The sequence below is a fragment of the Vibrio sp. 1CM8B genome (assembly GCF_023161685.1).
Lineage (GTDB): Bacteria > Pseudomonadota > Gammaproteobacteria > Enterobacterales > Vibrionaceae > Vibrio > Vibrio coralliirubri.
Map to the genome: position 1 here is coordinate 32817 of NZ_JALNTU010000011.1, position 15623 is coordinate 48439.

The 15623-nt window shown below is 45.0% G+C and carries 14 protein-coding genes; 13 read left to right on the plus strand and 1 reads right to left on the minus strand.

Going from position 1 to position 15623, the window contains the following annotated elements; genetic code table 11:
* Nucleotides 1-139: 139 nt before the first annotated feature.
* The 7 genes from MSG36_RS18405 (at nucleotide 140) to MSG36_RS18435 (ending at nucleotide 8317) form a co-directional block, all read left to right on the plus strand.
* Nucleotides 140-1399, plus strand: coding sequence for an imelysin family protein (locus MSG36_RS18405; protein ID WP_017063566.1), 1260 nt, complete (start codon nucleotides 140-142; stop codon nucleotides 1397-1399).
* 111 nt (nucleotides 1400-1510) lie between these two features.
* On the plus strand, nucleotides 1511-2899 hold the full coding sequence (locus tag MSG36_RS18410; RefSeq protein ID WP_048607186.1) for a di-heme oxidoredictase family protein: 1389 nt from the start codon (nucleotides 1511-1513) through the stop codon (nucleotides 2897-2899).
* Between the two features lie 159 nt (nucleotides 2900-3058).
* Nucleotides 3059-4120, plus strand: coding sequence for an imelysin family protein (locus MSG36_RS18415; RefSeq protein WP_248369200.1), 1062 nt, complete (start codon nucleotides 3059-3061; stop codon nucleotides 4118-4120).
* The gene (locus tag MSG36_RS18420) at nucleotides 4110-5198 is read left to right on the plus strand and encodes a DUF1513 domain-containing protein (protein ID WP_248369203.1); all 1089 of its coding nucleotides are present in this window, start codon (nucleotides 4110-4112) and stop codon (nucleotides 5196-5198) included. The genes MSG36_RS18415 and MSG36_RS18420 overlap by 11 nt, the downstream gene beginning before the upstream one ends.
* Before the next feature lie 80 nt (nucleotides 5199-5278).
* Nucleotides 5279-6817, plus strand: coding sequence for a L,D-transpeptidase family protein (locus MSG36_RS18425; protein WP_102530454.1), 1539 nt, complete (start codon nucleotides 5279-5281; stop codon nucleotides 6815-6817).
* Between the two features lie 197 nt (nucleotides 6818-7014).
* The gene (locus tag MSG36_RS18430; protein WP_248369205.1) at nucleotides 7015-7563 is read left to right on the plus strand and encodes a YcbK family protein; all 549 of its coding nucleotides are present in this window, start codon (nucleotides 7015-7017) and stop codon (nucleotides 7561-7563) included.
* Between the two features lie 100 nt (nucleotides 7564-7663).
* The gene (locus MSG36_RS18435) at nucleotides 7664-8317 is read left to right on the plus strand and encodes an MBL fold metallo-hydrolase (RefSeq protein WP_102432395.1); all 654 of its coding nucleotides are present in this window, start codon (nucleotides 7664-7666) and stop codon (nucleotides 8315-8317) included.
* A gap of 103 nt (nucleotides 8318-8420) precedes the next feature.
* Here the strand turns inward: MSG36_RS18435 and MSG36_RS18440 are convergent, their stop codons facing one another.
* Nucleotides 8421-9221: a DUF2982 domain-containing protein gene (locus tag MSG36_RS18440; RefSeq protein ID WP_102432396.1), complete on the minus strand. Its 801-nt coding sequence runs from the start codon at nucleotides 9219-9221 to the stop codon at nucleotides 8421-8423.
* 220 nt (nucleotides 9222-9441) lie between these two features.
* Here MSG36_RS18440 and MSG36_RS18445 point away from each other — a divergent pair, with 220 nt between their 5' ends.
* The 6 genes from MSG36_RS18445 to MSG36_RS18470 all read left to right on the plus strand — a co-directional run bounded on the left by MSG36_RS18445 (nucleotide 9442) and on the right by MSG36_RS18470 (nucleotide 15572).
* Nucleotides 9442-9831 (plus strand): MarR family transcriptional regulator, encoded by a 390-nt coding sequence (locus MSG36_RS18445; protein ID WP_248369208.1) that lies wholly within the window; start codon nucleotides 9442-9444, stop codon nucleotides 9829-9831.
* Nucleotides 9832-10351: 520 nt separating this feature from the next.
* Nucleotides 10352-11446, plus strand: a complete 1095-nt coding sequence (locus MSG36_RS18450) for a TRAP transporter substrate-binding protein (protein ID WP_050711965.1) — start codon at nucleotides 10352-10354, stop codon at nucleotides 11444-11446.
* 196 nt (nucleotides 11447-11642) lie between these two features.
* Nucleotides 11643-12185 carry a TRAP transporter small permease subunit gene (locus tag MSG36_RS18455; RefSeq protein ID WP_050635125.1) on the plus strand — a complete coding sequence of 181 codons (543 nt, stop codon included), beginning with the start codon at nucleotides 11643-11645 and terminating at the stop codon, nucleotides 12183-12185.
* A 12-nt stretch (nucleotides 12186-12197) separates the two neighbouring features.
* Nucleotides 12198-13481 (plus strand): TRAP transporter large permease subunit, encoded by a 1284-nt coding sequence (locus MSG36_RS18460; protein ID WP_248369211.1) that lies wholly within the window; start codon nucleotides 12198-12200, stop codon nucleotides 13479-13481.
* Between the two features lie 104 nt (nucleotides 13482-13585).
* A complete protein-coding gene (locus tag MSG36_RS18465) occupies nucleotides 13586-14941 on the plus strand; it encodes a cache domain-containing protein (protein ID WP_048664744.1) in 1356 nt (451 codons plus the stop codon).
* Complete coding sequence (locus MSG36_RS18470) at nucleotides 14934-15572, plus strand: response regulator transcription factor (protein WP_048659561.1); 639 nt, start codon at nucleotides 14934-14936, stop codon at nucleotides 15570-15572. The genes MSG36_RS18465 and MSG36_RS18470 overlap by 8 nt, the downstream gene beginning before the upstream one ends.
* Nucleotides 15573-15623 lie beyond the last annotated feature (51 nt).

Consider the following 15623-nt stretch of genomic DNA (forward strand, 5'->3'; position numbering starts at 1 on the left):
AGACCTCACAAATGTGAGGTTTTTTTGTATTTATCTTGCAATAAAATTGTAAGTTTGTATTATTCCAATCCGTAGTGTAAATGATAATAGTTTGCACTATTACTACGAATAATAATTTAAAGCTCAACAAGGATGCTTCATGACCATTAAATCTTTAGTGACAAAAGCCGTAACTTCGTCACTCATTTTTGCCTCTGCTTCTTCTTTCGCAGCAGTAACTCAAGATCAAGTTGTAGAACATTACGCAGATATTGCGCATGCAGTGTTTGCAGATTCAGTAATTACAGCAAAAGCGTTGAACTCTTCTATTGATACCTTCTTAGCTTCTCCTTCTGCTGGCAACTTCGAACAAGTAAAACAAGCTTGGCTTGAGTCTCGCGTACCATACCAACAGTCAGAAGTATTCCGCTTCGGCAACGCTGTTGTTGATGATTGGGAAGGCCAACTAAACGCATGGCCACTAGATGAAGGCCTGATTGATTACGTTTCGACTGATTACCAATATGAACTTGGTAACGAAGGCGCTAGCGCAAACATCGTGGCTAATAAGACTTTCCAAATTGGTCAGACTACGGTTGATGCAACTAACATTACTCCAGAGCTAATCGCAGACTTGAACGAGATCGGCGGTTCTGAAGCGAACGTAGCGTCTGGCTACCACGCAATTGAATTCCTACTTTGGGGCCAAGATTTAAACGGTACAAACAGCGGTGCAGGTGAGCGTGCTTACACTGATTTCGTTGTTGGTGCTGAGTGTACTAACGGCAACTGTGACCGTCGTGGCGCATACCTAAAAGCATCAGCTGAGCTACTTATTCAAGACCTAGAGTGGATGGAAAAGCAGTGGGCTGAAGGCGAGAAAGGCAACTACCGTCAAGAGCTTCTTTCTGAATCTAGCGAGAATGGTCTTCGTAAAATGCTGTTCGGCATGGGTTCACTGTCTCTAGGTGAGCTAGCGGGTGAGCGTATGAAGGTTGCACTAGAAGCAAACTCTACTGAAGACGAGCACGATTGTTTCTCTGATAACACGCACAACTCTCACTACTACAACGAGCAAGGCATCTACAACGTTTACACGGGTCTATACAAGCGTGAAGACGGTACTCTGCTTTCAGGTCCAAGCCTGTTCGACCTAGTAGAGCAAAAAGATGAGCAAGCTGCGAAAGAGATTCAAAAGCAGTTTGACTTAGCGCGTGCACAAGTAGGCGAACTAGTAACGTCTGCAGAGAAAAACAACCAGCACTTCGATCAGCTAATCGCTGCTGACAACGCTGCGGGTAACGCACTAGTTAACAAAACAATTGTCGCGCTAGTATCTCAAACAGCTGCTATTGAGCGTGCTGCGGGTGTGATTGGCATTGATAGCCTAAACCCAGACACAGCGGATCACGAGTTCTAAGAACCCGAGCGAACACAAATATAAGGGCTCTCATTGGGCCCTTAATTGTTTGCTACTCAAAAAAGTCACTCCCACATAAAAACTAAAATCAAATACACAGCAAGGCAATGTATGAAGTCGTATCTCTCAGCCTCACTATTAACCGCACTGTTTTTCTTATCTCCGCTACACGCCCATGAAACCTACTCTGGTGGCAAAACGACCGTGAAGAAAGAGGGAGCGAACGCTTTTTCTCTTCCTGCTGCCAACCTACCCATGAGTAAACGCTTAGATTTCAGCGTAGGTAACAGCTTTTTTAGAAACCCTTGGGTTCCAGCACCTTCATCAACCGATGCTCGTGATGGTCTTGGCCCACTGTTTAACACCAACGGCTGCCAAAACTGCCATATTAAAGATGGTCGTGGCCACGCGCCAGAAAAAGGCGATGAGAATGCGGTTTCAATGTTGGTTCGTTTAAGCATTCCAGCAGAAACGCCAGAACAGAGACAAGCCTTCATTCGAGATGGTGGTATTCCCGAACCGACGTACGGCGGTCAGCTACAAGATTTTGCGCTTCAAGGTGTAAAACCAGAGGGAAAAGTGAACATTAGCTACACGGATGTTCCTGTTGAATTCAAAGACGGCACGGTTGTTACTCTGCGTAAACCCTCTTTAAAGATCACTGAACTTGCTTTCGGTGAAATGCACCCTAAAACAGAATTCTCAGCTCGAGTCGCGCCGCCAATGATTGGCCTTGGTCTGCTTGAAAGTATCCCACAAGAAACGATTCTAGGATTTGCAGAGCAGCAATTGGCTGACAAGCAAGGCGTGTCGGGTAAAGCTAACTATGTTCTTGATGTTCAAACCAATGAAATGGTGCTAGGTCGTTTTGGTTGGAAAGCTGGGCAGCCAAACTTAATGCAGCAAAACGCAGCGGCATTTAACGGCGACTTAGGCCTGACAAGCAGTTTATTCCCGAATGAAAACTGCACATCAGCGCAATCAACCTGTGATGATTTCCCAAATGGTGGCGAGCCAGAAGTTAGCGACAACATCTTAGATTTTGTTGAGTTCTATTCGCAGCATCTCGCGGTACCTATTCGTCGTAATGTCGAGAACCCAGCGGTTGTTCAAGGTAAAAAGCTGTTTAAAGAGATTGGTTGTCAAAGCTGTCACCAAGCTGAAATTCGCACAGCAGAACGTGAGGGTCTGCCTGCTCTTTCGAAACAGTTGATTAGCCCATACACCGATATGCTTTTGCATGATATGGGTGAAGGTTTAGCCGACAATCGCCCAGAATATCTTGCTAATGGTCAAGAGTGGCGTACCACACCACTTTGGGGATTAGGCTATACCAAAGAAGTTAATGGTCATACGTTCTTACTTCATGACGGTCGCGCAAGAAACGTTATGGAAGCGGTACTTTGGCATGGTGGCGAAGCAGAAATGGCAAAACAAAAAGTATTAGCTTTGAGTAGCAGTGAACGCGAAGCACTACTAGCGTTTTTGGACTCATTATAGGCTGTCTTGAATTCAGTTAAGCCAACGGCTTAGTTACTTAAGAAAGCCGCTAACAAAAGACTGACTACCGCTGAACTTGTAGCAATACGAGGTCAGCGGTCGTTTCATATTTATTGAACTCATATAATTAAAAGAAAAACTAGGAAGTAAGGTAACAGCATGGCACATAAATTTTTGTTAATGCCTTTATCGGTATTAGTCATAGCAGGCTGTCAATCATCGGGTGAGCAAGCCGCTTCATCTGAGGTTAACGGTGTCTCTTATCAAGCAGACACGACGAATCATATTAGTCGCAGTGTTTATCAGCAGGAGTTTAATTCTGCCGTCCTATTCGCCAAGCAAGCCAACGAGCTGGAAGTCTTGATGCAAGGGTACTGCCAAACTAATGATGTTGAGTTAGATGCTTTGAAAAATCAGTGGCAGCTCACCATGAACAGTTGGATGGCACTGCAAGGACAAGAAAGAGGCCCAACAGCGGCATTAGAAGAGAGCTGGAATGTTCAATTCTGGCCAGACAAAAAGAACACTACCGGCCTAAAAATGCGCCAGCTGACTCAGCAAGATAAAGCTTGGTCTCAAGATGAAATTGCTCAGCAGAGTGTGACTGTTCAAGGGTTAGGTGCGTTGGAGTGGTCTCTGTACGACGAGCAATCTCCACTACTGCAAGATAAAGCGTCTGGCTGTCTATCTTCACAAGCTATCGCACAAAACTTGGCGATGAAATCGGCCTCTATTGCTGAGGCTTGGCAGGTTAACCCTTGGTTAGCGTTAGACGAGATGCGTTGGGAATCTGAATACATCGCTTTACTGACTAACCAACTTGATTACAGCATGAAAAAGCTGAGTCGCCCAATGGCTAAAATTGGTCATCCACGCCCATATTTCTCGGAATCTTGGCGCGCTCAGACCTCAATGACTCAGTTGAAAGCGAACGTAGCGGCGCTAGAGAAATTGTACCTAGCTGAAGGTAATGGTCTTGATGGTTTATTGAGAGAGAAGGGCTTAAATGACCTTGCCGATCGTGTTGCAGCCCAGTTCACGCTAACCTTAGATACTTGGCCTACAGACTCAAGCTTGTTTGAGTTACTGCAGAGCAAAGAAGGCTACCGAGATGTGCTGACTCAATACAACAAACTAGAACGTTTGAAGTACCTGATTCATGAAGAAGTGGCGATAGAGCTTGGCGTGGTAATAGGATTTAATGCTACCGATGGTGACTGATACTACACGAAGAACGTTACTCAAGGCCGTACTGGGTTGCGCAGCTGTTCCAGTACTTCCATTTGGCTGTGCGAGTCGAAAGGATGGCATGAGCACATCTAATGATCCCCAGTTGATTGGTTGTGCGCTGAATGGTCGTGGTCAATATTCTGCAGTTGTGGCTGACGAATTTGGAATGCCAATGAGTCAACTACCAATCCCCGATCGTGGTCATGGCGTTGCTATTTGCCCAACCTCATCACATGCGGTGGTTTTTGCTCGTCGTCCTGGTGACTATTTTATGGTGTTTGACTATAAAAGTGGTCAGCAGATCAAAATGATAGTGAAAGGTAACAACCGCCACTTCTATGGTCATGGCGTTTACTCATTGGATGGTAAGTTACTGTATGCCACCGAAGGGAAAACGGACACCAGCCAAGGCGTGATTGGCGTTTACGATGTCGCGCAAGGCTATCGTAAGGTCGAAGAGTTCATTGGTTTTGGTATCGGCCCACATGAAGTGATCATCATGCCTGATGGTAATCTCGCGATTGGCGTTGGTGGCGTTCATACTGATGGCAGAACACCGAAAAACCTCGATTCAATGCTGCCTAGTTTGAGTTATGTTTCTCCTGAAGGTGTGTTACTTGATCAGGTTGAACTGCTAGACAAGAAGCTGAGTATTCGACACTTAGCCCATGATGGTGCTGAAACTGTGCTTTGTGGTCAGCAATATCGTGGTGAGCCAGACGAGTATCCTTCGCTTTTGGCGATGCATACTAGAGGTGGGCAGTTTGAATCACTGAACGCAGAGCCTGAGCAATGGGCAAGATTCAATCACTACATCGCAAGTATTGCGGCGTCAGATGATTGGATTATCGCGACCTCGCCAAGAGGGAATTGCTACGGTATTTGGTCTAAAGAGAGCAAAGAATTAGTCGAGCTGTCTGCATTGTCGGATGCCTCTGGTGCCGTGTTACTTGATGGAGAGTTTCGACTCAGCTCTGGGGCGGGGAGTGTGGTTAGCCAGCGAAACCCTCATGAGAAATCGACCCAGCAATCTACGGTTCAGTGGGATAACCACTGGTCGTCAATTTGATGCATATAGCACCTTAAAAATTAACATGCTTACTCCAATTTCTTTGCCATACTTATTAGATTATGGGGATGGAGTTAAGCATGTTAGCGAAATACTTCTGTGGATTATTGGTGTTAGTTTCTGTGCACGCATGGAGCTATACGAGTTCTGACGAGAGCCGTTTCATTCCGGCTGATTCAGAGCTCTCTTTTATGCTGATTTATCCAGAGCTTACCCAGAGTATTTATCAAGACACTTCTCTTCCTATCCTTTGGGATTCGCCAGAACTGGTTAAAGCGTTTGAATTTCAATTGTCGCTTCTCGAACAAGCTCAAATGGCACCGCTCTTTGAACGACAACTTAAGCAAATCCGTCACTATCAATCCTACGCTCAATGGCAAGAGTTGGACATATTACTTACCGATACCTTTATCTACTACCTAAGCTACGTTGAAAATGCGCCACTTGCCGGTAAGGAGTGGTACTTTTCGGGTAAGCTACATTCCAAATTACCAGCGCCTTCGCCCCATATTCTGATGAGACTGAAAAGCAGTGTCGCCAATGATTACTTATTGGAGATGGTGTTGTCTTACGCACCGCCAGTGGGGGATTTCGACCAATTCAAGGCGACTTATTCAGTATTAGAAACCGCGTCCGAGCTCAAGATTGATCGGTACAGACAGAAAGGCTTGAAACGCTTGGGCGACCAGCTTTCAGATAAAGCCATTCTTGTTGAACGTATTGCCTTGGTCGGTGTTGATACTTCGATGATCGCGGTCGATTTCCCTAAGTTCGATCGAGATCTGCAAACGGCGATTAAGTCCTTCCAGCGTATGCACGGTCTTACAGACGATGGGATCATCGGCCCTGACACGATAAAGTGGATCAACATGGGCTTTGATGATCGATTAACCTCATTGGCTCTGAATGCTGAACGTGTTCGTTTGTGGCCAAGAGACAGAGACTCTCTTATCGTCGTTAACGTGCCGAGTTTTGACATGAAGTACTGGGAAGATGGCGAAGAGGTGTTTGAGTCTAAAGTCGTCGTGGGAAGAAAATCGCGAAAAACACCGCTTTTAGAGATAAACCTAGATTCTGTCATTCTAAACCCGACTTGGAATGTGCCATGGAAAATCATGGTCAAAGACATACTGCCTAAAGTAAAAGCGGACGAAAGCTACCTTGAAACGAACAACTTCCAAGTGATTGACGGTTGGCGTTCAATGGAAACGGTCGACACCACAGAGATCGATTGGCAGACAATCAACTTCAATTCGTTTCCATATCGGATGCGTCAGCAGGCTGGCTCGCGAAATGCATTAGGTTTGTATAAGTTCAACACACCTAATAAGCGAGCCATTTACCTGCACGATACACCAAGTAAAGGCCTGTTTAATGACGACTTCCGTGCTTATAGCTCAGGTTGCATACGTGTTGAACACGCAGAAGAACTGGCTGAGTTATTGTTTGCCACTAAGGTAAGGAAAGTCCCGAACCAAAATGCTGACCTCGCTCCGAATACTAAGGTTCGCCTCAAGAAGCGGATTCCAGTGCATATCATCTATCAAACCGTGTTGTTTGAAGAGGGCGGCATACAGTACCGCGGTGATATCTACCAATATGATAAAGAGGGTGGTTGATTGAAATGAGTTCAACTAAGGTGATCTTGACCAAAAAATGACAACCAAGCTTCTATTGATAAAATTATAATGAGTATCAATAACTAACCGTACAAAGGTTACAAATACTAACGTTTTGTGCGGTTTTTGTACGTTGACGCAGCAAATGCCATTATGTATCGTGCATTTTTCGTTCGATCTAATTGGTTTTTTGCTGTATGTCTCAAAATTTATTTTCACGCCGTCAGTTTCTGACTTACGCTGGTGGTACTGCTGTTGTCGCCTCTCTTACTCCTTCTATCGCTTTTGCTTCATACCCTGATCAACCAAGAACGATTAGCATGAACAATCTTCACACTGGTGAACGTTTAGAGACTTGTTATTTCGATGGCACTAACTATGTCGGTGACGAAATGGCACGCCTTAGCAAACTATGTCGCGATTTCCGTCGTAATGAAATTCACCCAATGGACAAGAACCTGTTTGATCAGATCACTCAGATTCAAAACGTGTTGGGTATTCAAAAAGAAGTTCAGATCATCTCTGGTTACCGTTCTCCAGCGACCAATGAAGCACTTCGTTCTAAGTCGAGTGGTGTGGCTAAAAAGAGTTACCATATGTTAGGTAAAGCAATCGACTTCCGTATTGATGGTGTTGATCTGAAAGAGCTGAGAGACGTAGCTAAAAGCCTGAACGCAGGTGGTGTGGGGTATTATGCGCGTAGCAACTTTATCCATATTGATACTGGTCCAGTACGCAGCTGGTAAAGCGAATCTGAGTTGAAGGGCGATACCGTAGGCACTTGTCAAAGTAGACATCCAATGTCATAGTTTGCCCAAATTTCAGTTTGCCCTCTAAGGTTTGTATATGTCTCTTAAGTATCAAGTTGTACCTGTTACCTCTTTCGCTCAAAACTGCTCGATTGTGTGGTGTGATGAAACCATGGAAGGCATCGTTGTTGATCCAGGTGGCGACATCCAACAGCTAGCTGCAATCATCGAAGAGCTAGGTGTGAAGGTGGTGAACTTGGTGCTGACTCATGGTCACTTAGATCATGTTGGTGGTACGGTGCCACTTTCAGAGATGTTGAACGTTGAAATTGTTGGCCCACATAAGGCTGATAATTTCTGGTTGCAAGGCCTAGAGAATCAAAGCCAAATGTTTGGTTTCCCACTGTGTAAAGCCTTTGAACCAAACACTTGGTTAGAAGAGGGCGACAAAGTGACTTTTGGTAACCAAGTTATCGATGTGATTCACACGCCGGGCCACACGCCAGGTCACGTTGTACTGTTCAGTGAGCAAGCACGTATAGCATTTGTAGGTGACGTGTTGTTTAACGGTGCAATTGGCCGTACTGATTTCCCACAAGGTGATTTCAATACACTTATCGCTTCAATCAAGACTAAGCTTTGGCCGCTAGGCAGTGACGTAACATTCGTTCCGGGTCATGGCCCTGAATCGACATTCGGTCGTGAGCGTGCATCAAACCCGTTCGTCGCAGATGAAATGCCACTCTACTAAGCCTCTGACCTAGTAAAAGAACGATTGAAAATGAAGCTTAGCTTTTGTTATGAAAGCTAAGCTTTTTTATTGGGTGCGAGTTTATTTATGAACCGGTTTGATTTTAATCAGAGAGGCGCTCGGCAGCGGCTAAGTAGCGTCGAGCCAGACCAACAAACTCTTCTCCACTAATATTCAAATCATGGGTTGATATGAAAATGTCATAACCGTGGAAGCCTCTTTGGTACTTCATCCTGTTGGCGAGCATCGCCTGTAACCCTGAATAGTCTTTGATTATCGCATTTTGATTATTTGCTTCATCGTGTGAATCCGCATCCATTTGTGCTTGTTGAGCGTTGAAATGCACCTCGTCATTACTCTTTGATTCTTTATATTGGCTCAATTCAACACACCCGTTTTCGGTACAACGAGTGTGGTAGTGCGATGAGTCTAAAACCATATCTTCAAAGTTTGACTCTTTTCCCGCTTGTTTAGCACCTAGATACAAAAGTGCTCGTTGGCTCAGCAATAACTCACAGGTGATTTTGGGGCAGATCGAATCGAGGTAGGGCGAGTAATCTTTAACCTTGATACCAATCCAAGGCAGAGGTTGGTGCCAACCATCTTGTTCATAGGTGCAAAGGCCAATTTTTTGGATGTTGTTCCACTTTAAGACCCAGCCCCCTTTATAAAAATGTTGTTGAAAATGAGTCGGTGTGAGGGTGAACATCACTCTGCTGCGCAACATTAAATAATAGCCAGTTCCTAGTAGGGCAATAATGCAAAATGCACCCACGATCAGTAACTTTGGATTGTCGCTGTAGAGTGCAATGATCAAGCAAACGAAGCCTAAAATAACGGCGAGAATACGGTACGAACGTGTGAACGAGGGCAAAGAGAAATTTGTTAGGTGACGAGTGTCCATAGGCAACACCAAGTTTTCATATTTTTGTCTGGATGGATAACCAGTGTATATGACCCTGAATTGATAAGTCGATGTTTAAATAATAGACGCTAGTAGACAATATCGGTATTTTTCGTCGACTTTCGACGCTTCACTCTACAAATAGCTCCTGTTTTTTGGTATAAATCGCGCTTCAAATTTTCACCACTGCGAAAAGAGCAGTGAACTGGAGAAATATTCAATGAGACTTGCTCATAAGCGTAAGGTGCAGGCTAAACTGCAGAAACGCACTAAAGCGGCTGTAGTTAAAGCAGTGGCAACGCCGAAAAAAGCGAAGCCTGTCGCAGAGAAAGTTGTAGCAGAAAAAACTGTAGCAGCAAAACCAGCGGTAGAGAAAACAGTAGCAACAAAAGAAGTTGCAGTAGCACTGACTCCAAAGCAACAACAAGTTCTAGACATCGTTGTTAGCAATGCTGAAGGCATTAACCCTAAAGGTATCGGCCTAGCAGCTGGTCAAGAAGACGCGAAAGCAGCTTCATGGGCAACAGGCGCATTGAAAAAACTTCTTGAAGAAAACCTAGTAGCGAAAGAGCAGCTAGCAGGTAACAAGGTTATCTACAAAGCTATCTAATCCTGTGGGATTACATTCGCTTCGTTAAGTTTTTAAGCCTCGATTATCGAGGCTTTTTTGTATCTGTCATAAACTTCATTTATCGCTTATTCTCATTTACTGGTTATTCCCATTCCAATCTACCGTTTAACTTGTTCACTTTAACTTCTAGCTTTGCTTCTCATCAGCAAGCCCTAAAGTAGGGCGCCTTACTAAAAAGCGCGGGTGACTTTCCCTAAAATGCAGCAATGGGTAGAGCTTCATCACGAAATGGGAATCAATTGTTAATCGCGGTTCATTATAACTACTTAGGTATTTATCAATACGCATTCCCTTGGTGAATATCCAAACTCCTTTAAAATCGACACTATTCAATCATCTCCTACGTAGTTCTACTTAATCCTTTGGTCTAATACGCAGTTTGTGTGCGTCCGTCGTGCGTGCTCTCCCTGATATCTTGTTGCCTCATCGCGGTGCACTCTTATGTTGAATCATAAAAAATGCTCATAGAAAGAGTGTTAACCCAACAAAGGACGTGAACATGAGTCTCATTTCTAACTCCCTCACACGAGTTTTTAAAAACGTTGCAGTAACCGCTGCGGCTTGTTTAGCTTTGGTCGCTACTGGTGCTACAGCTGCTGATAAGGTTTACCGTTTAAAGCTTGCAGAAACGTGGGGACCAAACTTCCCAGTTTTCGGTGATGCAACTAAGAACATGGCAGCGATGGCTGAGAAGATGTCGAATGGTCGACTGCAAATCAGAATCGATTCAGCAAACAAACACAAAGCCCCTCTTGGCGTTTTTGACATGGTTAAGTCTGGTCAATACGACATGGGTCACTCAGGCTCTTACTACTGGAAAGGTAAAGTTCCAAACACTCTTTACTTCACTTCTATGCCTTTCGGTATGACGCCAGCAGAACAATACGCGTGGTTCTATCACGGTGGTGGTATGGAGTTGATGGAGCAGGTTTACTCTCCACACAACTTGATGTCGTTCCCAGGTGGTAACACGGATATCCAGATGGGCGGTTGGTTTCAAAAAGAGATCAACAGCGTGGAAGATCTACAAGGTCTGAAAATGCGAATCCCAGGATTTGCAGGCGAGATTCTTGCAGAGCTAGGCGCTAAGCCGACCAACATTGCCCCAGGTGAGCTATACACGTCTCTAGAGCGCCGAACGATTGATGCACTAGAGTGGGTAGGTCCATCACTGGATTTACGTATGGGTTTCCACAAAATCGCGCCTTACTACTACACAGGTTGGCATGAGCCGGGTTCAGAGCTTCAATTCTTAGTGAACAAACGCACATGGAACAAGCTGCCTGAAGACCTACAAGAAATCTTGCGTGTTGCCATGCGTACAGCGGCTTACGACATGTACACACAAGCAACGCACGAAAGTGGTAAGAACTGGGTTTCAATGAAAACAGAATACCCAGATGTACAAGTTAAAGATTTCCCGCCTGAAGTAATGTCGGCACTGAAAGAAGCGAACGATCGCCTGCTCGCTGCCCATGCTGAGAAAGATGAGTTAGCAAAAGAGATCCAAGCTTCACAAGCAGCTTACCTAGAGCAAGTACGTTCATGGACGGATATTTCACACAGAGCTTATCTAAATAGCCAAGCGAAATAATCGACAGTTGTTGAACTGAAGATTAATGAACCCAAAGCTTTTCTTATTGAGTATTTAAGAGTGAATAAGCCGAGGGTTCATTTTAAACATAATAACTAAGCAGGATAAATCCTGTATTACGCTCAAGAATCCTTTCTACATCGAACAGCTTGTTAGCTCGCTGCGCGATGTTTTTTCAAATTCCATGGAGTCGGGAATGCGAAGTCTAATTTATATTGAACGCGTGTTTAATCGTATCGGTGATGCACTGGGATGGCTTTCCAGTATGTTGTTTATTCTACTTATCGCCAACGTTGTGTATGACGTTGTCATGAGATATGCCTTCAATGATGTCTCAATCGCCTTCCAAGAGATGGAGTGGCACCTCTTCTCAGCCGTTTTCCTATTAGGTGTTCCTTATGCCATCAAGGCTGGTGGCCATGTGCGAGTGGATGTGTTCTACGAGCAACTGAGCTTCAAGGCGCAAGCGATTATTGACCTGCTCGGCACACTTATCTTTCTGATGCCTTTCTGTTTGCTGGTTGCTTGGTTTGGTATTGATGTGGCCAAAGAGAGCTATAACCTCGGCGAAACCTCAGGTGACCCGGGTGGCTTGCCATATCGCTGGATCATCAAAGCTATGATCCCGCTGTCATTCTTCCTAATGGCACTCAGTGGCGTGGGTTTAATCCTGCATTCACTTAATAAGATTTTTAATCCGCATCTTATCCATGCAAACAATACTCATACAAAGAATTAGTAGAGGCTGAACATGATTGGAATAGTAATGTTTTTCGTAGCCTTGTTTGCACTTTTACTTGGCTTCCCTGTGGCGTTCACCTTTGGTGGTATCGCGTTAATCTTTGGTGTTTGGGCTGAAGGCATCGAAATGTTTGCCTTCATGCCATATCGAATTCAATCAATCATGGAAAACACGGTGCTGATGGCCGTTCCATTGTTTGTCTTCATGGGGCTTGTTCTGCAAAAGACCAAGCTTGCTGAGCAGTTGCTTGAGTCAATGGGCCGACTGTTTGGTGGTGTTCGTGGTGGTATCGCAATCTCGACGGTACTCGTAGGTTCACTGCTTGCTGCGTCAACCGGCGTAGTAGGGGCTTCGGTAGTGGCGATGGGTCTTATCTCGTTACCCGTAATGCTTAAGTACAACTACGACAAAGGCTTAGCCTGCGGCACTATTTGTGCGTCTGGTACGCTAGGGCAGATCATTCCGCCTTCTATCGTACTGATCTTATTAGGTGATGTACTCGGTGTTCCGGTTGGCGACTTGTTCCAAGCGGCGATTTGGCCGGGTGTGATGCTGGTCGGCGCGTACATCGTTTATATCTTGATATACGCGAAGCTACACCCTGAAGCGGCTCAACCGATTGAACGTGATGACTCCATCAGCCGTAAGCAAGAAGTGTTTAATGCACTGAAAGCGATTCTTCCGCCTTTAGCGCTCATCATTGTTGTACTCGGCTCTATCTTCGCAGGTGTTGCTACGCCAACAGAGTCAGCGGCATTAGGTGGCGCGGGTGCGATGATACTTGCACTGCTTTACGGTCAGTTTAGTTGGTCGATGGTGTACGAGGCGTCGAAAGAGACGGTGAAAGTAACGGCGATGGTATTTGCTATCTTGTTGGGTGCAACGGCATTCTCAATGGCGTTTACCTACACTGGTGGTGATTATCTGGTTGAAGAGTGGATGCTACAACTGCCAGGTGAGAAATGGGGCTTCCTGATCATTACCATGCTGGTGATTCTGATTCTGGGTTTCTTCATCGACTTCGTAGAGATCTGTTTCATCATCGTGCCAATCATTGCGCCGGTTGCTGAGTTGATGGGCATTAACATGACATGGTTTGCTATCCTGATTGCGATGAACCTGCAAACCTCATTCTTAACACCGCCGTTTGGTTTCAGCCTGTTCTACCTAAAAGGCGTGGCACCAAAAGGCGTAACTACGAAGGATATCTACCGAGGTGTGATGCCATTCATTCTGATTCAGATCCTCGTACTTGGATCACTTCTCGCATTTCCAGCCTTCTATGGAATGTGAGTGAAGCCAAGAATGTGAATGATATGTTTCAAGGGTTAACGATAAATTGCTAAAATAAAACGGCTTATTGATGTTCAGTAAGCCGTTTTTTGTGAGGAAAAGGAATGCCTCTAAAAGCCAAGCTGATTTTGCTGACGCTGCTCCCGTTGCTATTGGTAACGGCGAGTATTAGTTGGATCTCGTTACACCAAACCAAAACGTTGGGCGCGAAAGAGGTCGAAATCTTCAGAGACAGCTTAATCAAGTCACGTGAAAACGCCCTCAAGGACACAGTAGACCTAGCATTCGATGCCATTGAGCACATCTACAACGACCCTGACATCCAAGAAGCTCAAGCCAAAACGGAAGTTCGAGCCATATTGTCTAAACTTAGATACGGGTCGGACGGGTATTTCTTTGCCTACGATCGCCACGGAACCAATTTAGTTCATCCGATTCAGCCTGAATTGATTGGTCAAAACCTACTTGAACTGCAAGACGAGGATGGCGACTTTCTGATAGAAGCCCTGCTAAGAGAGGCACAAACGGGCGGAGGATTTCACCAGTATTTATGGCAAAAACCATCGACGGGTGAGGTGGTGTCTAAGTTGAGTTACGCCGCATGGCTAGAACGCTGGGATTGGATGATTGGCACCGGTTTGTATATTGAAGATGTGCACCAAGAAGTGGCTTCAATGCAGGCTGAGATAAACAAGAATATTGAAACCACGTTCTTTTCTATTGTGGTGATTTTGAGTGTGACGGTGGCGGTTATTATCGTGCTTACCTTAGCCATCAACATGCATGAACATCGTATTGCCGATAACAACCTCAAAGAACTGGCGCATAAGACGGTGATGTTCCAAGAAGACGAGAAGAAACACCTAGCACGTGAGTTACATGATGGTATTAACCAATTATTAGTGTCGAGTCGTTGTCACTTAGAGCTACTCGGTAATAAGCTACAGAGTGAGGATCTCAAAGCACATTTGAATAAGTCACAGCATTCACTGATGCGAGCGATTGAAGAGGTGAGGCACATTTCACATCAACTTCGCCCAAGTTCACTGGATGACATAGGCTTAGAAGCGGCATTGTCTTCGTTGTTATTAGATTTTCAGGCGCACTCCGGTATTGAGGTGGAAACTTTATTTAGCACTCAACCGGGTAAGTTAAAATCAGAAGCCGCAACGACCTTGTATCGAGTGGTGCAAGAGTCATTGAACAACATAGAGAAACACGCGCAAGCGACCAAGGTAACGGTTATCGCTCAGCAAATTGGCAACGTGTTGCAACTGCTTATCCAAGATAACGGTGTTGGTTTCAATACCTATAAAGCGATGGAGAAACGAGGGATCGGACTGCGTAACATGAGAGAGCGAGTGGAGTTCATCGGCGGTGATTTTGAGTTGATGAGTGAGATTGGTTTCGGAACGGAAATTACAGTGTTACTGACACTAGAAGGATTAGTGAATGAGTGAAGTTATTCGAGTTGTGATTGCTGACGATCACCAAGTCGTACTGGATGGCTTTATGGCGAGATTAGAACTCGAGCCTGATATTAGCGTGATAGGCACAGCCAGTAATGGATTAGAAGCGGTTGAGACAGTGAAAACGCTGCGCCCTGATGTGGTGCTGATGGATATTAGCATGCCTATCATGAATGGTATTGATGCGACCCACCTGATTAAAGAAGAAGACCCTGAAGCCAAGGTGTTGATGCTGACCATGCATAACAACCGTGAATACATCATGAAGGTGATGCAGTCGGGTGCGGTCGGCTATATGTTGAAAGAGATTTCGGCTGAAAAAATGGTGCAGGCAATCAAAACCGTCAATCAAGGTTCGACCTATTTCTGTGAAAAAGTAACGCAGAATTTGTTTACTCAGCCAATTACTCCGACGCAATCTGTGAAGAATCCATTGAGCAGACGTGAAGAAGCGGTATTGAAATTAGTCGCGAAAGGGGAGAGCAGTAAAGAGGTCGCGAAGGCACTGAATATCAGCTATCGAACGGTCGAAACCCATAGACAAAATATTAAGCATAAGCTAGATATTCACTCTACAGCAGAGCTTGCTAAGTACGCGGTCAGTTCCGGGCTTGTGGACTGATCTTACGCTAAATTACATTAAATGTGTAATTTAATTACTAAATGTGTAATT

Bases quoted from the DNA above. Each gene is read 5' to 3' on its own strand.
- MSG36_RS18405 (WP_017063566.1), top strand. From the start codon at position 140: ATGACCATTAAATCTTTAGTGACAAAAGCCGTAACTTCGTCACTCATT.
- MSG36_RS18410 (WP_048607186.1), top strand. From the start codon at position 1,511: ATGAAGTCGTATCTCTCAGCCTCACTATTAACCGCACTGTTTTTCTTA.
- MSG36_RS18415 (WP_248369200.1), top strand. From the start codon at position 3,059: ATGGCACATAAATTTTTGTTAATGCCTTTATCGGTATTAGTCATAGCA.
- MSG36_RS18420 (WP_248369203.1), top strand. From the start codon at position 4,110: ATGGTGACTGATACTACACGAAGAACGTTACTCAAGGCCGTACTGGGT.
- MSG36_RS18425 (WP_102530454.1), top strand. From the start codon at position 5,279: ATGTTAGCGAAATACTTCTGTGGATTATTGGTGTTAGTTTCTGTGCAC.
- MSG36_RS18430 (WP_248369205.1), top strand. From the start codon at position 7,015: ATGTCTCAAAATTTATTTTCACGCCGTCAGTTTCTGACTTACGCTGGT.
- MSG36_RS18435 (WP_102432395.1), top strand. From the start codon at position 7,664: ATGTCTCTTAAGTATCAAGTTGTACCTGTTACCTCTTTCGCTCAAAAC.
- MSG36_RS18440 (WP_102432396.1), bottom strand. From the start codon at position 9,221: ATGGACACTCGTCACCTAACAAATTTCTCTTTGCCCTCGTTCACACGT.
- MSG36_RS18445 (WP_248369208.1), top strand. From the start codon at position 9,442: ATGAGACTTGCTCATAAGCGTAAGGTGCAGGCTAAACTGCAGAAACGC.
- MSG36_RS18450 (WP_050711965.1), top strand. From the start codon at position 10,352: ATGAGTCTCATTTCTAACTCCCTCACACGAGTTTTTAAAAACGTTGCA.
- MSG36_RS18455 (WP_050635125.1), top strand. From the start codon at position 11,643: ATGCGAAGTCTAATTTATATTGAACGCGTGTTTAATCGTATCGGTGAT.
- MSG36_RS18460 (WP_248369211.1), top strand. From the start codon at position 12,198: ATGATTGGAATAGTAATGTTTTTCGTAGCCTTGTTTGCACTTTTACTT.
- MSG36_RS18465 (WP_048664744.1), top strand. From the start codon at position 13,586: ATGCCTCTAAAAGCCAAGCTGATTTTGCTGACGCTGCTCCCGTTGCTA.
- MSG36_RS18470 (WP_048659561.1), top strand. From the start codon at position 14,934: ATGAGTGAAGTTATTCGAGTTGTGATTGCTGACGATCACCAAGTCGTA.